This is a genomic window from Saccharopolyspora hattusasensis (genome assembly GCF_050972075.1).
GTDB classification, from domain to species: Bacteria; Actinomycetota; Actinomycetes; order Mycobacteriales; family Pseudonocardiaceae; genus Saccharopolyspora; species Saccharopolyspora hattusasensis.
Genome location: NZ_JBPCDC010000001.1, coordinates 6,840,764 through 6,857,454, shown reverse-complemented (window position 1 = coordinate 6,857,454; position 16,691 = coordinate 6,840,764). Strand labels below are relative to the sequence as shown.

15 protein-coding genes are annotated in these 16,691 nt (G+C 64.8%); 14 read left to right on the top strand and 1 reads right to left on the bottom strand.

Translation table 11 applies throughout. From position 1 onward, the window contains the following. The first annotated feature begins 402 nt into the window (after positions 1–402). The 10 genes from ACRXBZ_RS33050 to ACRXBZ_RS33005 all read left to right on the top strand — a co-directional run bounded on the left by ACRXBZ_RS33050 (position 403) and on the right by ACRXBZ_RS33005 (position 10,827). The gene (locus tag ACRXBZ_RS33050; RefSeq protein WP_433882397.1) at positions 403–1,167 is read left to right on the top strand and encodes an IclR family transcriptional regulator; all 765 of its coding nucleotides are present in this window, start codon (positions 403–405) and stop codon (positions 1,165–1,167) included. Positions 1,168–1,175: 8 nt separating this feature from the next. Further along, on the top strand, positions 1,176–1,994 hold the full coding sequence (locus ACRXBZ_RS33045) for an SDR family NAD(P)-dependent oxidoreductase (RefSeq protein ID WP_433882396.1): 819 nt from the start codon (positions 1,176–1,178) through the stop codon (positions 1,992–1,994). Positions 1,995–2,013: 19 nt separating this feature from the next. Then, positions 2,014–2,958, top strand: a complete 945-nt coding sequence (locus ACRXBZ_RS33040) for a dihydrodipicolinate synthase family protein (protein ID WP_433882395.1) — start codon at positions 2,014–2,016, stop codon at positions 2,956–2,958. Beyond that, entirely contained in the window at positions 2,945–4,507 is a 1,563-nt protein-coding gene (locus ACRXBZ_RS33035; RefSeq protein WP_433882394.1) for an acyl CoA:acetate/3-ketoacid CoA transferase, read from the top strand. The genes ACRXBZ_RS33040 and ACRXBZ_RS33035 overlap by 14 nt, the downstream gene beginning before the upstream one ends. Then, the gene (locus ACRXBZ_RS33030; RefSeq protein ID WP_433882393.1) at positions 4,504–5,292 is read left to right on the top strand and encodes an enoyl-CoA hydratase/isomerase family protein; all 789 of its coding nucleotides are present in this window, start codon (positions 4,504–4,506) and stop codon (positions 5,290–5,292) included. Before ACRXBZ_RS33035 ends, ACRXBZ_RS33030 begins: the two co-directional genes overlap by 4 nt. A gap of 300 nt (positions 5,293–5,592) precedes the next feature. Continuing rightward, on the top strand, positions 5,593–6,729 hold the full coding sequence (locus ACRXBZ_RS33025; RefSeq protein ID WP_433882392.1) for an iron-containing alcohol dehydrogenase: 1,137 nt from the start codon (positions 5,593–5,595) through the stop codon (positions 6,727–6,729). 74 nt (positions 6,730–6,803) lie between these two features. After that, positions 6,804–8,315: an aldehyde dehydrogenase family protein gene (locus ACRXBZ_RS33020; RefSeq protein WP_433882391.1), complete on the top strand. Its 1,512-nt coding sequence runs from the start codon at positions 6,804–6,806 to the stop codon at positions 8,313–8,315. A 23-nt stretch (positions 8,316–8,338) separates the two neighbouring features. Next, positions 8,339–8,533, top strand: a complete 195-nt coding sequence (locus tag ACRXBZ_RS33015) for a tautomerase family protein (protein WP_433882390.1) — start codon at positions 8,339–8,341, stop codon at positions 8,531–8,533. After that, positions 8,534–9,580 (top strand): zinc-dependent alcohol dehydrogenase, encoded by a 1,047-nt coding sequence (locus ACRXBZ_RS33010; protein ID WP_433882389.1) that lies wholly within the window; start codon positions 8,534–8,536, stop codon positions 9,578–9,580. Continuing rightward, the gene (locus tag ACRXBZ_RS33005; RefSeq protein ID WP_433882388.1) at positions 9,577–10,827 is read left to right on the top strand and encodes a glycerate kinase; all 1,251 of its coding nucleotides are present in this window, start codon (positions 9,577–9,579) and stop codon (positions 10,825–10,827) included. Before ACRXBZ_RS33010 ends, ACRXBZ_RS33005 begins: the two co-directional genes overlap by 4 nt. A gap of 168 nt (positions 10,828–10,995) precedes the next feature. On the opposite strand, the gene ACRXBZ_RS33000 is transcribed toward ACRXBZ_RS33005, so the two are convergent. Then, on the bottom strand, positions 10,996–11,820 hold the full coding sequence (locus ACRXBZ_RS33000; RefSeq protein ID WP_433882387.1) for a hypothetical protein: 825 nt from the start codon (positions 11,818–11,820) through the stop codon (positions 10,996–10,998). Positions 11,821–11,874: 54 nt separating this feature from the next. Between ACRXBZ_RS33000 and ACRXBZ_RS32995 the strand changes: the two genes are divergently transcribed. The 4 genes from ACRXBZ_RS32995 to ACRXBZ_RS32980 all read left to right on the top strand — a co-directional run bounded on the left by ACRXBZ_RS32995 (position 11,875) and on the right by ACRXBZ_RS32980 (position 16,674). Continuing rightward, positions 11,875–12,045: a hypothetical protein gene (locus ACRXBZ_RS32995; protein WP_433882386.1), complete on the top strand. Its 171-nt coding sequence runs from the start codon at positions 11,875–11,877 to the stop codon at positions 12,043–12,045. 440 nt (positions 12,046–12,485) lie between these two features. Further along, positions 12,486–13,130 carry a TnsA-like heteromeric transposase endonuclease subunit gene (locus tag ACRXBZ_RS32990; protein ID WP_433882385.1) on the top strand — a complete coding sequence of 215 codons (645 nt, stop codon included), beginning with the start codon at positions 12,486–12,488 and terminating at the stop codon, positions 13,128–13,130. Then, positions 13,130–15,394 carry a COG3415 family protein gene (locus ACRXBZ_RS32985; RefSeq protein ID WP_433882384.1) on the top strand — a complete coding sequence of 755 codons (2,265 nt, stop codon included), beginning with the start codon at positions 13,130–13,132 and terminating at the stop codon, positions 15,392–15,394. The genes ACRXBZ_RS32990 and ACRXBZ_RS32985 overlap by 1 nt, the downstream gene beginning before the upstream one ends. After that, on the top strand, positions 15,394–16,674 hold the full coding sequence (locus ACRXBZ_RS32980) for an AAA family ATPase (protein WP_433882383.1): 1,281 nt from the start codon (positions 15,394–15,396) through the stop codon (positions 16,672–16,674). Before ACRXBZ_RS32985 ends, ACRXBZ_RS32980 begins: the two co-directional genes overlap by 1 nt. Positions 16,675–16,691 lie beyond the last annotated feature (17 nt).

The following is a 16,691-nucleotide window of genomic DNA, read 5'->3' as shown; positions in this document are numbered from 1 at the left end:
ATTACGGAATACCGCAATATCGATGCTTCGCATAACTGGACACAACGACATCCGCCGGACAACCGAATGGATCAGCAGGGACCGCACACGAACACTCCCCGTCCTGTCACTCCAAGTTGCGGGGCGCAACACACAGTGATCTTGCCTTTGCCCTGGGGTGGGATCACGCGAGAACCGCAGGATCCTGATGTGCGCGATCAGACGCGGAATGCTCACTCGAGCCGTGCTGTTTGCCAGTGCCAAACGCTTATTGCATCTGACATCTGGACGCCGCCCATGATGAGACTTACGGTTAGCTTCACCTACTGGAAACACTGTTTGGCAGGTGTAAACATGGCGCCTCAAGGTTCCGAGTCCGGCGCCCCCAAGGCGGTCCGTCAGGGCCCACGCCAGGTGCGTGCCTTGTTGCACGCCGTCGACGTCATGCAGGCTATGTCGGAGGCAGGTCGCGAAATCGGAGTCAGTGATCTGGCACGAAAAACAGGGATGAGCAAAGCGACCGTCTACAACATTCTCACCACACTGGAGAGCCGGCGTTTGGTGGAGCGCAACCCAACTCAGCCGTTGTACCGCCTGGGCTGGGGACTCTACGAGCTCGGCGCCGGCGTGGCACGGACTTCCGATCTTGCTCAAGCGGCTCGGCATTTCATGGACGAGTTGGCAGAGGCCACGGGTGAGACGACACTGCTAGGAATCTACGACGCGGACAGCGTGCTCCATCTCGATCGCGCAACAGGCGGGACAGGAACGATCCGGATCGTCGCCGATACGGGCCGTCGTTCCCCTTTGCATGCCACCGCGAGCGGCAAGGTACTGCTGGCCTGGCAGCCAGAACAGACGCTCGAGCGTGTCCTCGGCGGACCATTGCGTCGTTTTACACGCAATACAGTCACGGACCCGGACCAGATCATCAAGGACCTGGAAACGACCCGACAACGCGGGTATGCGACGAACTGGCAGGAGTACGAGGTCGGCATGTGCTCGCTGTCGGTGCCTTTACGCGATTACACCGGACAGGTAGTGGGCGCACTGACCATCGCCGGACCCGCACAGAGAATCAGCTCCCGATCAGCAAACCGGCTGGTCGCGACGATGTTGGAATCCGCCCGCGGCATCGAATACAGACTCGGGGCCAGCGTGGCGACCCGGAATGGGGAGGGCGCATGAACCTACCAATGGACGCGGCAGGCAGCTCCGCGATGCCGCACTCGCCGTTTCGCCGGCCTCGACCTGAACATGGTCTGTTCGACCTAGCCGGACAGCTCGCCGTCGTAACAGGGGCCGCTCGCGGCATTGGCAGAGAGGCTGCTCGTGCGCTTGCGCAGCATGGTGCGCGCGTGATTCTCGTGGACAAGCAGAAGGACGAGCTGCGAGACGCGGTCGAGCAGCTTTCCGCTGAAGGCTATGAATCACATGGTGTCCCGTGTGATCTGACCGATCAGGACGCGATCAGACAGATCCACGACGCCGCCCGTCCTTTCGGTGCCGTAGGGATTCTTGTGAATGCCGCGGGGGCGGTGCGACGTACCGAGATCACCGAGGCCACGGTCGAGGACCTGGACTGGCTGTGGGCGATCAACGTTCGCAGCACCTTCGCCCTCACCCAGGAACTTCTGGCCGACATGATCGAGTTTGGCCATGGCAAGGTCATCAACCTCGGTTCGCTGGGCAGCGTGACAGGGTTGGACCGGCGCACCGCCTACGCCATCACCAAAGGAGCCGTCGCCCAGTACACCGTGAGCCTCGCCCGTGAGGTCGCCCGCTACGGGATCCGCGTCAACGCGATCGCTCCCGGCTACGTGGACACCACGATGACCTCGGACTGGCTGTGGGGCGACGAGCAGCGAACACGGAAACTACTCGATCGAATTCCTTTGGGCTACTTCGCCGAACCACACGAGTTGGCTGGGGTCTTTGTTTTTCTTGCTTCTGCGGCATCCGACTACATGACCGGTCAGCTCCTCGTCGTCGATGGCGGCTGGACTACCGATTGATTCCGGAAACGGAGAGATCATGACCGATTTGCATCTCCATGGGGTCAACGCGAGTATCGCGCTGCCCATGACCCGGCGGGCGCAGCCCGACTTTCCCGCGCTGCGGGACTATGTCGGCTGGGTGGTCGATCAGGGCGCGGACGCGCTGACAGTCAACGCGGACACCGGCGAAGGTGCCCACCTTTCGTTGGAGGAGCGCACCGAGGTTATCAGCACGGTCAAGGACGTGGCCGGCGAGACGGTACCGGTCGTGTCGGGGCTGATCGCCGCCCACACTGCGCAGGCCGTCGAGTACGGCCGCGAGCTGCTGGATGCTGGAGCTGACGGGCTGCTGGTGTTCTCGATTCCCGCGTTCGCCGGCCAGCCCTTGCCCGACGAGTTGGTCTACCGCTACTACGCGGCCATCGCCGAGCTCGGATCCCCTGCCATCGCGTTTTCCCTGACCCGGGAGCTCGGTGGCGCTCTGCTCGGTCCGGAACTGTTGACCAAGCTCATCAACGACGAGCTGATCGTCGCGGTCAAGGACGCCAGCTTCGACCCGGTGACCTTTGTGGACACCCGCAATGCGGTTCGCGCCGCCGCGCGGCCTGCCGCGGTGCTCAGCGGTTGCGACAACTTCATCTACGAATCGTTCGTGCTTGGCGCAGACGGATGTCTGCTCGGGTTCGCCGGATTGGCCCCCGGTCTGACCAGAGAGGTGCTCGATTTGGTACGCGCTGGGGATTACGCCACCGCTGAGCAGATCAATCGAGAACGGATGCAGCCCCTCGCGGAGGCAATGTTTGCTCAGCCACTGCGCAACAATCGCGCACGGCTCAAGGAGTCCCTGATCGCTTTGGGAGTGATCGGCAACGCCACCGTGCGGCCCCCGTTGCTCCCACTCACCAGCGATGATCGCAGTCAGATGCTCGACGCCGTCAAGCGCGCCGGTTTGATCGAGGTCGGTACGCATGAAGTTCTGTAGCGCGACCGAGGCCGCTGCCCTCGTACCCGATGCGGCCACCGTCTTCGTTGACGGATCGGGTGGCGGGGTCAACGAGCCCGACGAGATCCTCGCCGCTCTCGAGTGTCGATTCATCGCCGAACAAGCGCCCCGAGACCTCACTGTGGTGCACGTGTCCGGCATGGGCGATGGGATGGGCTCGGGGCTGAGCCGGTTCGCTCATCCAGGGATGACTCGCCGGGTTATTGGTGGCCACTGGGGCTGGTCCAAGCCGATGCAGGATCTCGCCATGGCTGAGCAAATCGAGGCCTACTGCCTGCCTCAAGGCACCCTGTCCCAACTCGTGCGCGAGATCGCTGGTCATCGCCCCGGGGTGCTGACCAAGATCGGTTTGGGCACGTTCGTCGATCCCCGCCAGCATGGCGGACGGCTCAATACCGCAGCCAAGGACGACATCGTGCATCTTGCCGAGCTAAGCGGTGAGGAATGGCTTTTTACTCCCGCGTTTCCGATAGACGTCGCGATCATTCGGGGAAGCGTCGCCGACGAGCACGGCAACATCAGCATGGACGACGAGGGCCTGTTCGCAGAAACGCTGTCCGCAGCCCAAGCCGCCAAAAACACCGGAGGTGTGGTAATCGCGCAGGTCCGCGCCGCCGCTGCCGCTGGCGCACTCGATCCTCGCCGGGTGAAGGTGCCGAGTCCGCTGGTGGATGCCGTCGTGGTCGCGCCGCAACAACGCTTGTCGGCAGCCACCACCGACGATCCCTACCTCACCGGTCGCCTACGGCATCCCGGCACGCACTGCGAACCCATGCCGCTGACCGTCCGCAAAGTGATCGCCCGTCGCGCGGCGCTGGAACTGGTCTCCGGAGACGTGATCAACCTCGGGTTCGGTATGCCGGACGGCGTCGCGGCAGTCCTGGCCGAGGAGGGACTCAGCGACCAGGTCATCTTCACCGTGGAGCAGGGACACATCGGCGGCGTTCCCGCCGGCGGCAGCGATTTTGGCCTATGCCGCAGCCCGCACGCGACGATCGATGCCGGCTACCAGTTCGACTGGTACGACGGCGGCGGCCTCGACGTTGCAGTGCTGTCGTTCGCGCAGGTCGATCCCGAGGGCAACGTCAACGTCGGCCGGTTCGGTGGCCGGGTGCCCGGCGTCGGAGGTTTCATCAACATATCCCAAGGCACACATCGGGTCGTCTTTGTTGGAACCTTCGTCGCTGGTGCGGAGTGCACACTGGACGGTCTCGGAGGCATCACCATCCACGGCGGTGCGACGCCAAAGTTCGTCGACGAGGTTGAGCAGATCAGCTTCTCCGGCGCCCGCGCAGCCAGCAACGGCCAGGACGTGCGCTACGTGACCGAACGCGCAGTGTTCGGCCTTGTTGATGGCCAACTCACCCTCGTCGAAATCGCTGAAGGATTAGACCTCGAGCGCGACGTGGTGGCACAGATGGGTTTCCGGCCGAAGATCGCACCACAGCTGCGCACCGTGGATCCTGCGATCCTGCGGAACTCCCCCATGAACCTCATGCTTCCCAAACCAACAGGAGGTGCGCGATGAGCGTGGACACCCCTGCTCCTATCATCGTCGCCGAGCGCCACGCCTCGGTGCTCCTGCTGACCCTGAACCGGCCCCGCCAGGCCAATGCACTCAACAGTGAACTTGCAGCAGCGCTGGAACGTCACGTCGAGTTGCTTGAACGCGGCGACGACACGCGAGCCCTGGTGATCATCGGCAGTGGCGAGAAGGCGTTTTGTGCTGGTGCCGACATTCATGAACTCGCTGACCTCGATGAGGACACCGCGCGCACACGCATGCGCAGGGTCCAAGATCTGTTCCGCCGCCTGGAATTACTACCAGTCCCAGTGATCGCCGCCGTCAACGGCTACGCGCTCGGAGGTGGCCTGGAGTTGGCGATGGCCTGCGACCTGCGGGTGGCCGGCAGATCGGCGCGATTCGGGCAGCCCGAGATCCTGCTCGGCAACATTCCTGGCTGGGCCGGCACGCAGCGCCTTCCCCGCTTGGTCGGCCTCGGTACGGCGAATGAGCTGATCTTCACCGGCCAACAGATCGGGGCCGACGAGGCACACCGCATCGGACTCGTGAACCGCGTTGTCGCCGATGACCAGATCCTCTCCACGGCCATGGCCCTGGCTGACCAGTTGGCGGCCAAGAGCCCGGCGGCGCTTTCCGGCGCGAAACGCGCTATCCACATCGGACTCGACAAGGGATTGTCCGAGGGGCAACTCGTCGAGGCAGATGCTGTCGCTGCGTGCTGCCAGACCGATATGCAACGGCAATTGGTCGCAGACTTTCTCAACAAGCGCGCCGCCCGCACCGCCTGAGCGAACACGACACTTCCTGCGAATCGGAGCTCAGTTTGACCACCGAAGCTTTCTCGGACACCGCATAAGTAGGCCCACGACAACGCGGCCCACCCACGTCGATAACACTTCCTGCTATCGCAGGGATTTGGCGTCCCTCAATTAGTCTTTTGGGGTTCGTCACAGCAACCATCGTTCCCGGCCGGAACTTTCCGGGAAGCCATACACCCTTCACAGGTAACACGCGGAGGCCGTCACGCCTTCATTGCAAGGAAAAGACGCTCTCTGTCTGTACTGGATACTCCTGATTGGAGAAATGTGATGTTGCAGTTCCTGTCACCGACCAAGGTCGTGATGGGCCCAGATGCGCTGGACCGGGTCAGCTCGCAGGTCCGCCAGCTGGGCAAGCGAGCCTTGGTGGTCACCGACGCCGGGCTGGCGGCGACCGGACTCATCGAGCTCGTCACGAAGCCGCTGGAAGCCGACGGAGTCGAGGCCACGGTCTTCGACGCCGTCGGCGGAAACCCCACCGTTGAGCAGGTCATCGCCTGCCGGAACGCGCAACAGGAGTCCGGCAGCGACGTGCTCATCGCGGTCGGCGGAGGCAGCCCCATCGACGTCGCCAAGGCCGCCGGCGTGCTCGCGACCAACGGGGGAAATGTCGAGGATTACGAGGGAGTCGACCAGTTCACGCAGTCGCCCCTACCGCTCGTGGCCGTTCCCACCACCGTTGGCACCGGCAGCGAAGTAACCAAGGGCGCTGTCATCACCAACCCCGCAACCAAGGTCAAGATGGTCGTGGTCAGCGACCTGCTGTTCCCGACAATGGCAGTGCTCGATCCGCGGATGGTCGCCTCGCTTCCACCGGCGATCACGGCGGGTACGGGCATGGACGCCCTTACCCATGCAGTCGAAGGGTACGTCGCCAAGGGCGCGAACCCCTTCACTGACGCATTGAACCTGGCCGCCATCAAGCTGATCGGCACCTACCTCCGACCGGCTGTAGCTGGCGACGGCGACGCCCTGTACCAGATGCTCGTCGCCTCCTGCATGGCAGGGGCAGGCTTTCACGACGCCGGTCTGGGCTTGGTACATGCCCTGGCCAACACACTCGGCGGCCACTTCGGCGTGCACCACGGCACGGCCAACGCGTTGTTTCTCCCGTACGTCATGGAATTCAATGTTGCAGCCAACCCGCCGAAGTTCGCCACGATCGCCGATGCCCTCGGCGAACGAGTGGACGACCTCTCGACCATCGCAGCCGCCAAACGCGCGCCTGCCACAGTCCACGAACTTGCTGCCGACGTCGGAGTCCCGCGCACCCTCACCGAACTTTCCATCCCCGAGGACGCTATTCCACGCCTGGCCGATGACGCACTCAGCCAAATCGATCGTCCCGGAAATCCCCGTAGCAACACCAAATCCGATCTGGAGGCCCTCTACCGGGCCGCCCTGTGACCAGAGGGGACAGATCCATCCCAGGTTGGACAACCAGCTCCACGACCGTCCACGATTTGTAAGGAGTCACCAGAATGACCGACACCCTGCGCGATCCCGCGACCAGTAGCGACATCCGGCGGTACCAGCACTTCATCGACGGAAAGCCGGGCTCAGGGTCCGGCGAGGTGATTGCCCGCTACAGCCCTGTGTCCGGGCAGGTCGTCGCCGAGTACGCAGCGGGCACCGAAGCCGACATCGACGCAGCGGTTCTCGCCGCACGCAACGCGTTCAACAGCGGTGTGTGGTCTGATCTGCCCGGACTAGCAAGGGGCCGGGCGCTCAACCGGCTCGCCAGTGTTCTCCGCAACCATGTGGATGAGCTCATCGCCCTCGACGCTGCTGAGGTCGGCACACCGCAGCGGGTTGCACGCGGTCCAGTCGAAGCGGGTATCGGTCAGATCGACTTTGCCGCCTCGCTGGCCAGCACACTGCACGGGGAGATTCACACCAATCTGGGGCCGGACTTCACCGGTCTGCTCGTCCGCGAGCCACTCGGTGTTGTCGGTTTGATCGTTCCATGGAACTTCCCGACCTTGATCTTGTGTCAGAAGCTGGGCTATGCGCTCGCGGCCGGGTGCACCGCCGTGGTCAAGCCGTCGGAATTCACCTCCGGCAGCGCCGTTCGGGTCGCCGAACTCGCCCTGGAAGCAGGAATCCCCGAAGGCGTGGTCAACGTCGTCACCGGCTACGGCAATCCCGTCGGGCAGCGCCTGGCCGAACATCCCGACGTCGACCTGGTGTCCTTCACAGGCTCCACTGCCACAGGGCAACGAGTCCTGGAATCCTCGAAGAGCAACCTCAAGCGCGTGTCGCTTGAGCTGGGTGGCAAGGCAGCGCAGATCGTTTTCGCTGATGCGGATCTCGACGACGCCGTCGAAGGTGTCTTGTTCGCCGCAATCCACAACCAGGGCGAATGCTGTGTGGCCGGCGCCCGGCTCCTGGTGGAAGACAGCGTCGCCGACGAGTTCCTTGACCGTCTGGCCAAGCGAGCAGGCGATCTGCGGCTCGGAGGACCGGACGACGAGGCGGACCTTGGTGCGCTGATTCACCCCGACCACATGCGGAAGGTCCTGGACTACATCAACGTGGGCGTGCAGGAAGGCGCCAGCATTCGCGCCGGAGGAGGCCAGCTCGATCACCCCGAGTATGCCCAGGGCTGCTTCGTCCAGCCCACGATCCTCGACAATGTCACGCCGACAGACCGCGTGTTCCAGGAGGAAATCTTCGGTCCCGTTGTGACAGTGACCCGGTTCAGCGGTGCGGACGAGGCCATCGAGCTCGCCAATGTCGTCGAGTACGGGCTGGGGAACACCGTGTGGACCAAGAACATCGACAAGGCCCTCACCGTGACCCGCCGCCTGCACAGCGGCACTGTGTGGGTCAACACGACCATCGACGGTTCTCCGCAGCTGACCTTCGGCGGGTACAAGGCCTCGGGGTATGGCCGAGAAATGGGCAAAGCAGGATTCGAAGAGTACACCCAGATCAAGACCATCCAGATCCGCACCGGCACGCGTGTCGGCAAGTTCGGACTCCTGTCCTGATCCACCGAGACGCGAGGATATCCATGCCGATCGTTACCGTGCACAGTCGTCCACACACCCTCGCCGAACGAACCGATCTGGTCGCCCGGGTGACCGAGGCCGTGGTCACGGCGTACGGTGTTTCGCCGGACGCCGTGCAGGTCTTTCTCGTCGAGGCCGACGATGAACACTGGGCGCGAGGCGGACGACTCGGCGGCCTGAAGAAGGCGAGGCCGTAAGTGGCCGTGTACGTCGAGGCACCTGGTCGCTGGCGTTGGTCCTCCACCGCCGGCGACCAGGCCGCCGAAGTGTTCCCTTCCACGGAATTGGTGCAGCTGAAACTAGTCAGTGCCGGGATTTGTGGCACCGACCTGTCAGTGCTGACCGGCACTAACCCACTCGCCCGCTACCCGCTCGTCCTCGGCCACGAATGCCTGGCGCAAGTCACCGAGGGCTCCGGGGCGAACCTGCCTGCCGGCACCTACGCCATCGTGTTTCCTACCGTGAGCTGCGGGACCTGCCCGGCATGCCACGCAGGATGGGAAAACCGCTGTCCCGACATGGAAGTATTCGGGCTCAGCCACCCCTACGGGTGCTTCCAACCCAGCCTCCGCATGCCCGCATCACAACTGATTCCCATGCCCACGGCAGCAGCACAAACGACCGGACCACTGCTGGAACCGCTTGCCGTAGCGGCACATATCCTCCTCCAAGCGGCCCTGGCACCAGATGACAATGTTGTTGTCTTCGGTGCCGGGGTAATCGGACTCAGCGTCGGTATTGCCGCACAAGCCTCCGGCGCAGCCAGCGTCAGCATGATCGACCAATTCGACACCCGCCGCGACGTCGCGGCGGCATGCGGGCTCACCGAGCTTGTCATCCACCGGCCGGGCGACGACGACTCTGCTGCCCTGGATCCGCTGGCAGAATGCGATGTCGTCATCGACACCGTCAGTACTACCGCCTCGGCGAACGCGGCTCTAGGACTGCTCAGCTCTGGGGGACGCTATGTTGCGGTGGGCTCGCCCCACACCGGCGCTCCCCTCGCCATCGACTACGACCGCCTCTACGCGCGGGAACTGAGCATCGCGACCGCTCGCAACTACACCCGCCGCGACTTCACCCGTGCCCTGGACCTCCTCCAGCACCAGAGCGTCGATCTCAGCCCGCTGGTCACCGCACGATACGCGCTGGAGGACTTCGAGCAGGCGGTTCGCGAACTGACCACCCACCCGGAACGGCACGTCAAAACCCTGCTCACTCCCAACGACACCGAACGGTCATGACTCCACCTACGCACGCAAGAGATCAAGACCTCGACCGCATTGACAAGAAGAAGCACCAACTGGGACATGAACAAGCTCCAGTCGGATCCGTACTGATCGCACCGGACAAGTTCAAAGGCTCCCTCTCCGCGCCTGAAGTCGCCGATGCAATCGCAGCCGGTATCCGCAAAGCTCGCCCAGAACTCGAGCTGCGACTGGTCCCAGTCGCTGACGGCGGCGAGGGCACAGTCGCCGCCGCTCTGGCCGCCGGCGCGCAACGACACCGCGTGCGCGTCACCGGACCAACCGGCCAGCCAGTCGACGCCGACATCGCCATCAAGGGCCCGACGGCGATCGTGGAACTGGCCACCGCCTCCGGACTTACACTCGTCCCCCACCACAAGCTCGCGCCCCTGACCGCAACCAGCTACGGCACCGGTGATCTCATCCGCGCCGCACTCGACGCCGGTGCCCGCACCATCGTACTCGGCGTCGGCGGCAGCGCCTGCACCGACGGCGGCGCCGGAATGCTCGCCGCCCTCGGCGCCCGCATCACCGACGCCTCCGGCACCCAACTGCGCCCAGGCGGAGCAGCACTGCTGAACGTGTCCAGAGTCGACCTCACCACACTGGACTCTAGGCTCGCTGACACCGAAGTGGTATTGGCGTCTGATGTGGACAACCCGTTGCTCGGGAAGCACGGTGCAGCGTGTGTATACGCGCCGCAGAAAGGCGCTGATCCGAGCCAGGTTGAGCTTCTGGACACCGCCCTGGCTCGGTGGGCGTGCGCAGTCGCCAAAGGCGGCGACTGCGACATGGTAACGGCACCGAGCGCCGGCGCCGCGGGCGGGGTCGGATTTGCAGCACTCGCTGCCCTGGGAGCACGACGGCGCCTCGGTGTGGAGGTCATCCTCGAACTCACCGGCTTTCTACAACAACTCCAGGGAGCGCGCCTGGTCATCACCGGCGAAGGACGCCTGGACGAACAAACCCTGCACGGCAAAGCCCCAGCCGGTGTGGCGCAGCACGCCCGCACTGCCGGGGTCCCGGTGATAGCGATCGCGGGCACCTGCACACTTCCAGCTGAGCGGCTCCGCAAGTCCGGCATCACGTCCGCCTACACATTGACCAGCATCGAGCGCGACGTCGGACGCAGCATGCGAAACGCAGCCGTGCTTCTAGAACAACTCGGCGCGCAACTCGCCACAGAGCAATGGCCTCCTAATGCCTGGAGCAGCGAACACGTCAGGCATTCACGTCAGCTTTGATCACCTCGGCAACCTGCTCGGCGAGTTCGGGTGTAGCCGCGATGACCCCGGACCAACGCCGCGTGGGGTCGCAATCAAACTCCAAAGGGTGCAACAGCACCCATCCAGAGCAACCGGAGCCCGGTGCCCAGGCCTTGAACTGCACGCCCCTTCTGAGTGGCATGCCCGTTATCGGAAGTTGATCAGCGTCCGCAGATGCTCTTCGGCGTGGCGGACCGCGGTTGCGATCTCCTGGGCCTGGCCTGCGGACATCGTTCGTTGGCCGAGTCCTGAGGCGGTCAGTACGGTGGTGAGTTGGTGTTTTTGTTCAGTGGTGAGCTGAGCACAGAACGTCTGGTTCCGCAGCGCTTCGCGTGCGGCGTAAGCGTCGGAGAGCGCGGCGGAGACGATTGTCTGTCGCAACTGCGTGATTGTCTTGGTGGAGCGGTCGCCAACCAGGTCCAATGTGGTCAGCCCCAGGCGAACTCGGAACGCTGTGATGCTGGGTTCTGTGTCGTTAATCAGCGCAAGCGCCGTGTCGACCGCGGAAAAGACTTGGTCGCGTAGTGTTGTCGAGGTGCCTTGTCCGCAGGACAGGCGTAGGAGTTGGCCGACGGCTTTTTCCCAGGTTTCGCTGGGGATGGTGGAGTCGATCAGGGCCGTCGCCTGCAAGCGGTGGTCTTGTTCGAGCAGGGCCATGATCTTGATTTGGCGGCCGTCGAGGAGCCGGTTTCCGATGCCGCGATGGGCGGCGATCGTTTCGGCAGCGCGGGTCCAGCACCCAGCGCGCGCCAGGGCGCGGGCGCCGTCGATGAGCACCGTGCTCCACAGTTCCGTGCAGACGCGGCGGTGGTGTTCACGGGTGTGAGTCCAGGCCGAGAGGTCGATGTCCTGGCCGCGGATCGTGGCCACCTCGCGGTGTCGTGCTGCGTGATAGAGCTGCTGGAGCAGTTCGTAGGCCTCGGTGAGCTTGCCTTCGCGGATGAGTAGACGCGCGGTGTTGGTCAGTGGCATCAGTGCCATCACCGCAACATCGGGGGTGACATCCCGCGGCTCGGCGAAGATCGTGTGCAGACGCCAGCAGAGGTCTTCAGCGAGGTGTGCAAGGCCGATGTCGGAGGCGATGAGGGCGGCGACGTTGATGACGCCGCTGGCGCGGGCTACCTGTTGGTGGTGGTCCGCGCCAGCAGGCCAGTCGGTCAGTGCGGTGAGCTCCGCGATCCGCTTCTCCAGGGGTAGCCCGAGTGGTTTGGGGCGGCGCACCAGGGGGATCTGTTCGGCGAGTGTGCCTGTGATTCGTAGTTGGCCCCTGTGATCGATAGGTGGCCCCTCGGTCCGCGGCTCAGGTTTGATTTGCTTGAGTCCAGTTCGGGCGGTAGTCGGTCACTGTGACGCTGCTCTGTACGAGTGGTCTGTTTGAGTCACGGGCGTGTCCTCCGCATGACCTACCGAAGTTGCGGTGTGCTCGTCGGGTGGACCCAGCGCGATGTCCGGCCGACGGCATCTCTGGCCCGATCTGGTCGCATTCGTGCGGACTGGACGATCTCTTGTACCCGTACGAAATCCCAGGCACGCCGGCGTCGGAATTGGGCCTCGATGGTGACTGGCCTCGCCGATGGGTGACCACATGGAAGACGGCAGAGGGTGACATCGTCTGTCCGGTCCGGGACCTCGCGACCATGCCTACCTTGCAGTCTGTGCCAGTGCGCCGGTTCTCCTGGCGGTCGCGGCAGCGCCACCGACCGGGGCTGCAGTTCCTAGTTTCCACCGGCCGTTTACACGGGTTCGAGTCGCTGGAGGAGCGGTCATTACTGCTCGCGCTGGACTTTGTCGGCACCGTGGTGGATGTGCTGCCGCAGCCGTTCCGGCTACGGTTCGAGACCGTCGCCGAGGGATTCCGCGAGCATACTCCCGACTTCCTGGCAGTCTTCCAAGACGGCACGAGGTGGCTGTTCGATGTCCGCCCCGCTCGGCTGATCAAAGAGAAGGACGAGCCATGCTTCGCGGCGGCCGGAGAGGTAGCGCTGGCGTCGGGGTGGCGGTATTCGGTGGTGACCGGCTGGCGACCGCATGTGTTGAGCGTGCTGGACGCCCTGTCAGCGCAGCGCAGGGCGCTTGAGGACCAGTTGGGCCTGCAGGATCGACTTCTGCGGGTCGCGGGCGCGGGACCGGTCACGTTCGGGGAACTGGTGGCCGCGACAGCGCTGCCGGTGGTCGCACGCGCGCACGCGCTGCACCTGCTCTGGCATCGACGACTGGGGGTCGAGTTGTCTTGCCCGCTGGGAGATCGCTCGCTGGTGTGGTCGGCGGCGGAGGAATGTTGATGTCGAGCCAGGCTGGGCTGTTGGAGCTGTCGGTGGGCTCGGTGCTGCGGCTGGACGGTGTGGAGTGGACGGTGGCGGCCATCGAGGCTCAGTACGGCCGCGTGCTATTGGGTGCGGGAGAGGACGAGCGGTGGCGGAGTATCCGGTGGCTGTCGCATCACCGCGACTGCCAGAGCGTTCCAGCAGAGACGGAGCAAGGGGTTGGCCCGGTCAGGCAGCCGGCGAGTATGGATGACCTGACCGACTATCAGCGGGAGGTCGTACGGCTTCGCGTTGCTCACCTGCTGGAGACCGAGACGGGGTTCCGTGGTGGAGACCCGTTGCGCCCTGAGCTTGGTGAACCCCGTCCCGACTATGACCCGCAGAACACGACGCTGGGGCAGCGGCGGCGAGCCAAGGTCGCCGAACTGCGCGAGCTCGGTGTTGATGAGGCTGCTCTTCTCGGGCTGGGAAGGGTGAGCGAACGAACGCTGAAGCGGATGGCCGCTGCCTGGCGAGAAAGCGGCCCGATCGGCTGCGCCGACGGGCGATGGTTACGGGCGGGAGGCGGCCATCCCAGTATCACCGAGGAGGTCCGGGAGGCGATCTTCGCGGTCCGGACCGAGAGTCTTCACCGCTCGAAGATGAGCATGCAGGCCCGGTGCGTTCAGATCAACCAGTACGTCGCCGAGAAATTCGGGCCGCACGTGCATGTCCCGTGTTACTGGACGCTGCGGGCGGTCTGGCTGGAATGGTTCGGACCCAGCGGCACCCGCCAGCGCTATGTCCGTTCGGCGGCGGCCGTCGACGCTTCGCAGGCTCATGTGGTGGTGCACCGGCCTGGCCAGGTTGTCGCCCTGGACACCACGATCCTGCCGGTGAAGGTCCGTGACGGGGTGTTCGGCGACCCGGTATCGACGCATTTGACGCTCGCGCTGGACCTGTTCACGCACTCGGTGGTCGGGTTCCGGCTGACATTGGTGTCGGACACCTCGGTCGATGTCGCGATGCTGCTCCGCGATGTGATGATGCCGCTGCCGATGCGCGAAGGCTGGGGCCCGGAGATGGAGTGGCCCTACCCGGGAGTGCCCGCCGATATCGTCGCTTCCTTCGCCGGATACAAGGTGGCCGCGCTGCCGTTCTTCGCCCCAGAGACGGTCACCACCGACCACGGGGCCGTCTACAAAAACCACGCCCTTGTGGACGCTCAAAGGGTACTGGGCTGCAACATCCTCCCCGCCCGCACTCTGCGCCCGCAGGACAAGGCTGCCTGCGAGAGGGCCTTCGGGGCCCTACGAAGCCTGCTGTTCGAGCAGTTGCCCGGCTACACCGGCGTGGACGTCGCCGACCGTGGCGTCGACCCCGAGGTCGACGCGGTGCTGACCATGGCCGAGATGGAGCATGTGATCGCGACCTGGCTCGTCAGGGTGTGGCAGTCCAGGCGGTTAGGTGAACACGCCCCGGCTTGGGGTCCGGGTGAGGAGCACAGCCCCAATACCCTGTTCGCTGCCGCGATGAACCAGGGCGGTTTCGCGTTGCAAATCCCGAAGCCGGAGTTGTACTACCAGCTCCTTCCGGCTCACTATGTGAAGATCCACGGCCGCCGCGGAGTGAAGATCGGCGGACTGTGGTATGGCAAGTCTCATCCGGTGTTGGAGCCCTACCGCGGTAAACCGTCGGACCGGGGTGGCCGGCACAAGGGCAAATGGGTGATCCGCAGCGACCGCCGTGACCGGCGCACGGTGTTCTTCCAGGACCCCGCTGACCCGTCGGCCTGGCATGTTCTGCGATGGAACGGGCTGCCGCCCGAGGGAGAGATCCCCGCGTTCTCCGACAAGACCGCCGAGGAATTGCTGCGCGAGGCCCGTGTCTGTGGACTGTCTCCCCAGTCCGACGCCGACCTGTTGCCTGTGCTGCTGAAGCTGCTGGGTGGGCTGGTTCCGGTCGAGCAGTGGCCGACCCAACTGGGTAAGAAGGCGAAGAAGGAACGGGCTCGCGAGGTCGCCCAAAGTGACCAGGCGGAAAGCGACCGGCCAGGACCCGTACCTGCCCCACGGTCTGGGCTGGATCTGGCCGGCGCCGACGATCGGCCCCGGGAGGACGGCGGGGGCAGGGTCGTGCCGTTGCGCTGGCCCGACCGGGCGGGCGAGGTCGGGGACGCTGTCGATGTCGAACGGCGCCGTCGACGCGAGCAAGCCGTCCGGCAGCGGCCCGCCCCACCCGAGCGTCTGGGGGATCGGTTGCGCCGCACCAGCTTCCTGCTGCTCCCCGAGGAGGATCAGTAGTGGCCACGCGCAGGCCGAAGCCTGATCCAGCCTCCGAGCGCCAGACTCCACCGCCGGCGATGTTCCTGCCCGGCCCGATCCCGGATCGGACGGTCTGGTCGGGCTGGGACCGGTTCCGGCGCGCCCGCCACGACTTCGTCCCTGCCCCGAAGATCACCCTCAAGGCGTTCGAGGACCTGAGCAACCGGCAGCAGCGGGTACACAATCTGCACCGGATCGCCACCCACTCCAACCTGGTGATCCAGGAAACCCCGATGAGCGCCAACGTCGTGTGGAAACTGCGGGCGCTGATCGAGGACAACGCTTTCAACCACGGTCCCGACACCCGGCCCGGCGCGATGGTCAATGGTGGTCCTTGCCAGGGCAAGACCGAGACGGTCTGCGAAGTGCTGGCTCTGTTCGAGGAAGCGTGGCTGAGCCTTTACGACCAGATTCCCGGCGCCATCCCCGGGACCCGTGACCTGCATGCCCCGGTCGCTTACGTCCGCACCCCGGTCAAGGCGACCCCGATCTCCACCTGCCAGCGGATCCTGGACTTCTACGGCGAGGACTACAAAGGGATGCGCCAGGAAGACCTCATCCGCACCGTCAAGACCGCGATCTACGACCACGCCACCAAGGCACTGGTTCTCGACGACATTACGAGGTTGAAGCTTCACCGCGAGGCCGACCAGGACGTCCTGGACCTGATCCGTGAACTGATGAGCCTGCCGGTCACCCTCATTCTCGTCGGCGTCGGCATCCCCTCCTCCGGGCTGCTGCGCGACGGCCGCCGCGACCCTCGCACCGGCCAATGGCTGTTCCCCCCGGTCAAAGACCGCGGTAAGAGCGCCAACATCGATGCCCCAGGCCAGACCGACCTGCGCTTCGACCTGTTGGAGCTCGGCCCGTTCACCTACGACACCAAACCCGCTATGGCTGCCTGGACCGCCCACCTGGTCGGCATCGAGCAGCAACTACGGCTCCTGAAAGCCCACGACGGCATACTCAGCGAGGGCGACATGCCCGAATACCTCTACCGCCGCACCGGCGGCGTCGTCGGACTGCTGAAGAAACTCATCCAATCCGGATGCCGGTACGCCATCGAGACCGGACACGAGAAGATCACCATCGAGTTGCTGGACAAACTCGCCCTCAGCCCCGCCGACCTGCCCGACCTCGACCCCGAATCCGGCGAGATCCCCCACATCCCAGAGCCTCCCACCGCGTCGGCACGCAAGACCGCCAAGCCCCGCAACACAGTCTTCGACGACCGTGGAACCTCCGAAACCGCAAGCTGAACGACTGTGACAGCCTC